This window comes from Pseudomonas sp. K5002 (assembly GCF_013386655.1).
GTDB lineage: Bacteria > Pseudomonadota > Gammaproteobacteria > Pseudomonadales > Pseudomonadaceae > Aquipseudomonas.
In genome coordinates this window covers 1-3686 of the sequence record NZ_JACARK010001041.1, presented here as the reverse complement: position 1 = coordinate 3686, position 3686 = coordinate 1, and the positions used below count along the sequence as shown (strand labels likewise).

4 protein-coding genes are annotated in these 3686 nt (G+C 62.5%); 3 read left to right on the top strand and 1 reads right to left on the bottom strand.

Features of this window, described 5'->3' with window-relative positions; translation table 11 throughout:
• Nucleotides 1-649: sulfite exporter TauE/SafE family protein (locus HX846_RS32940; protein WP_178967022.1), on the top strand; the 649-nt coding region annotated here is incomplete at its 5' end.
• 30 nt (nucleotides 650-679) lie between these two features.
• Here HX846_RS32940 and HX846_RS32935 read toward each other — a convergent pair.
• The gene (locus HX846_RS32935; protein WP_063028558.1) at nucleotides 680-1345 is read right to left on the bottom strand and encodes a response regulator transcription factor; all 666 of its coding nucleotides are present in this window, start codon (nucleotides 1343-1345) and stop codon (nucleotides 680-682) included.
• 237 nt (nucleotides 1346-1582) lie between these two features.
• Between HX846_RS32935 and ercA the strand changes: the two genes are divergently transcribed.
• Together ercA and HX846_RS32925 are read left to right on the top strand one after the other, a co-directional pair.
• Complete coding sequence (gene ercA, locus HX846_RS32930; RefSeq protein WP_003207798.1) at nucleotides 1583-2746, top strand: alcohol dehydrogenase-like regulatory protein ErcA; 1164 nt, start codon at nucleotides 1583-1585, stop codon at nucleotides 2744-2746.
• On the top strand, nucleotides 2730-3686 hold a 957-nt coding region (locus HX846_RS32925), incomplete at its 3' end, for a sensor histidine kinase KdpD (protein ID WP_178967021.1). The genes ercA and HX846_RS32925, both read left to right, overlap by 17 nt.

Genomic DNA, 3686 nt, shown 5'->3' with positions numbered 1-3686 from the left:
GGCTGTCGACGGTTTGCGCCATGGCCTGGTGCGCTACCGTGCGGCGCTGCTGATTGCGCTGCTCGGCGCGCTGTTTTCGCCGCTGGGGGTGTTCTTCGCCCACCAGATGTCGGAGAAAGTCCTGATGGGCCTGTTCAGTGCGCTGATGGTGCTGGTGGCCTGGCGCATGCTGCAACGGGAGAAGCTTGAGGCCGGGCCGAGCGACCACGGCACCGCGTCCTGGGGCCAGAAGAACTGCATGCTCGACCAACAGACCGGGCGCTTTTCCTGGACCGCCAAATGCACCGCCACCCTGGCCGCCCTCGGCGCAGTGACCGGTGCGGTATCGGGCCTGCTCGGCGTGGGCGGCGGCTTCTTGATCGTACCGGCGTTCAAGCAACTGACCGATGTGCAGATGCGCGGCATCGTCGCCACCTCGCTGATGGTGATCAGCCTGATCTCGTTGATCGGCGTGATCGGTGCGTTTCATGCCGGGGTCAGTATCGAGCCGATGGGCTGGGTGTTTATCGGTTCGAGCATTGTCGGCATGTTGGCGGGGCGGCGCCTGTGCTCGGTGATCAAGGCGCGCACCTTGCAGGTGGGTTTTGCCACCCTGTGTGTGCTGGTGGCGGCGGGCATGCTGTTTCGGGCCCTCATTCAGGTGCCTTGAAATGCGGTCAGCATCCCGCCCCTACGGGTATCAGCGCCGCAGGTAGGCACCAAAGTCGATGTCCCCGGCGCTGAGAATCGCCTGCACCCGATTGTGCACGTTCAACTTGCGCAGGATTGCCGAGACATGGGCCTTCACCGTGGTCTCGGCAATCTCCAGGCTATAGGCGATTTGCTTGTTCGAGTCACCCTTGGTCATCCGCTCCAGCACCAGCAATTGCTTGCGGGTCAGGGCCTGCAGCAGCTCCGGCGCAAGCCCCAGGCAATCATTCATGCGCCGTTGCCCGCCGATTTTCTGGCTGCGAATAATCTCCGGCGGCAAATACACATTGCCGTTGAGAATCTGTTGGATTGCCTCGGTCATCTGCAGCCTGGGCGAGGACTTGGTGATAAACCCCACCGCGCCATAGGTGATGGCTTGCAGCACGACCTGCTTGTCCTGCTCTGCGGACACGATCACCACCGGAATCGTCGGCGACTCGTTGCGCAGGTTGATCAGGCCATTGAGGCCGTGCATGCCTGGCATGTTCAGGTCCAGCAGGATCAGATCCAGGTCGTCGTGCTCCTGGCTCAGGGCCAGGGCGCTGTCCAGGTCGCCGGTTTCCATCACTTCGCTGCCCGGGAACCCGTCGCTGATGACGTTGTGGATCGCCTCGCGAAACAGTGGGTGATCGTCGGCTATCAGAATTTTGTACATGGACGTTCGCCTTATTATTTTTGCTTATTCAAGCAGGTCCGATCCATAGGGTCATGCGCCCATTACATGCCAGTCTCGATGCCTTGGGAATGCGACGATAGAGAGGGGAATCAGTACCAAAGTAGTAGATCGTGCCGTACGTCGCGGTTTCAGCGCCACCCATTGGTCTGATTGCAATCAGTGTCGGATGGGTTAGTGTGGAGCGCATCTTCCAGAATAATAAAAACAGGCTTACCAATGAGCCCGAACCTGAGTCTCCTGCGTAAATTCGTTTCCCCTGAAATCATCTTTGGCGCCGGCTGCCGGCACAACGTAGGCAACTACGCCAAGACCTTTGGCGCGCGCAAGGTGTTGGTGGTGAGTGATCCCGGCGTGGTTGCTGTCGGCTGGGTGGCCGATGTCGAGGCCAGCCTGCAAGCGATCGGCATCGACTACTGCCTGTACACCGCCGTTTCGCCCAACCCCCGGGTTGAAGAGGTGATGCTCGGCGCCGAGGTCTACCGTGAAAACCATTGCGACGTGATCGTCGCCGTCGGTGGCGGCAGCCCGATGGACTGCGGCAAGGCCATCGGCATCGTGGTCGCCCATGGCTGCAGCATCCTCGACTTCGAAGGCGTCGACACCATCCGCGTGCCGAGCCCGCCGCTGATCCTGATCCCGACTACCGCGGGCTCCTCGGCGGATGTCTCGCAGTTCGTGATCATTTCCAACCAGCAGGAGCGCATGAAGTTCTCCATCGTCAGCAAGGCGGTGGTGCCCGATGTTTCACTGATCGACCCGGAAACCACGGCGAGCATGGACCCGTTTCTCTCGGCCTGTACCGGCATCGATGCGCTGGTGCATGCCATCGAGGCCTTCGTGTCCACCGGCCACGGCCCGCTGACCGATCCCCACGCGCTGGAAGCCATGCGCCTGATCAATGGCAACCTGGTGCAGATGATCGCCAACCCCGGCGACATCGCCCTGCGGGAGAAAATCATGCTGGGCAGCATGCAGGCCGGGCTGGCGTTTTCCAACGCGATCCTCGGCGCGGTGCATGCCATGTCCCACAGCCTTGGCGGCTTTCTCGACCTGCCCCATGGCCTGTGCAACGCGGTGCTGGTGGAACATGTGGTGGCGTTCAACTACAGCGCGGCACCGGAGCGTTTCAAGGTGATTGCCGAGACCTTCGGCATTGATTGCCGGGGCCTCAACCACCGGCAAATCTGCGGCCGGCTGGTGGACCATTTGATCGCGTTGAAGCATGCGATCGGCTTCCATGAAACCCTCGGCCTGCATGGGATTCGAGTGGCGGACATTCCCTTTCTGTCGCAGCACGCCATGCACGACCCGTGCATCCTTACCAACCCGCGTGAATCCAGCCAGCGTGACGTCGAGGTCGTCTATGGCGAAGCTCTCTGACGATCAGCAACGGGCACTCGCGGGGCTCCTGGGGCTGGGCAACCACTCGGCGCGCAAGAGTCATTACCCCGAACTGACCGCGCGCCTCGACGAGCTGGAAGCCGAGCGCAATCGCTACATCCGCCTCAACGACGAATTGGAACATCGGGTCGCGGCGCGTACCGACGAGTTGCTGGAAGCCAACCGCAACCTGCAACAGCAAATCGCCCAGCGCGAGAAGATCGAGCAGGACTTGCGCGATGCCCGGGATGCCGCCCAGTCCGCCAACCGCAGCAAGGACAAATACCTTGCCGCCGCCAGTCATGACCTGCTGCAACCCCTCAACGCCGCACGCTTGCTGATTTCCACCCTGCGCGAGCGCAACTTGCCCAGCGTCGAACACGTGTTGGTGGAGCGCACCCATCAGGCCCTGGAAGGCGCCGAGGATTTGCTCACCGACTTGCTGGACATTTCCCGACTCGATCAAGCGGCGGTCAAGCCGGACATCGCCCTGTACCGTCTCGACGAGCTGTTCGCACCGCTGGTCTCGGAATTCCAGTCGGTGGCCGCGGCGTCCGGGCTGAACCTGCGGGCGCGTACAGGCCATTACGCAATCAACACCGACCTGCGGCTGGTGACGCGGATCCTGCGCAATTTCCTCAGCAACGCCTGCCGCTACACGAGCGCGGGCTCCATCCTGCTGGGCGCCCGCCGCCGGGGTGAGCGGTTGCGCCTGGAGGTGTGGGACACCGGGCGCGGAATTGCGGCGGACCGCCTGGACGCCATCTTCCTGGAGTTCAATCAACTGGACGTGGGCCGCGCCGCCGACCGCAAGGGCGTGGGACTGGGGTTGGCGATTGTCGAGCGTATCGCCGAGGTCCTCGGTTATCCGGTGGCGGTGCGTTCGTGGCCGGGGCGCGGTTCGATGTTCAGCATCGAAGTCCCCATCAGCGAGGACATG

Bases quoted from the DNA above. Each gene is read 5' to 3' on its own strand.
- HX846_RS32935 (WP_063028558.1), bottom strand. From the start codon at position 1,345: ATGTACAAAATTCTGATAGCCGACGATCACCCACTGTTTCGCGAGGCG.
- ercA (WP_003207798.1), top strand. From the start codon at position 1,583: ATGAGCCCGAACCTGAGTCTCCTGCGTAAATTCGTTTCCCCTGAAATC.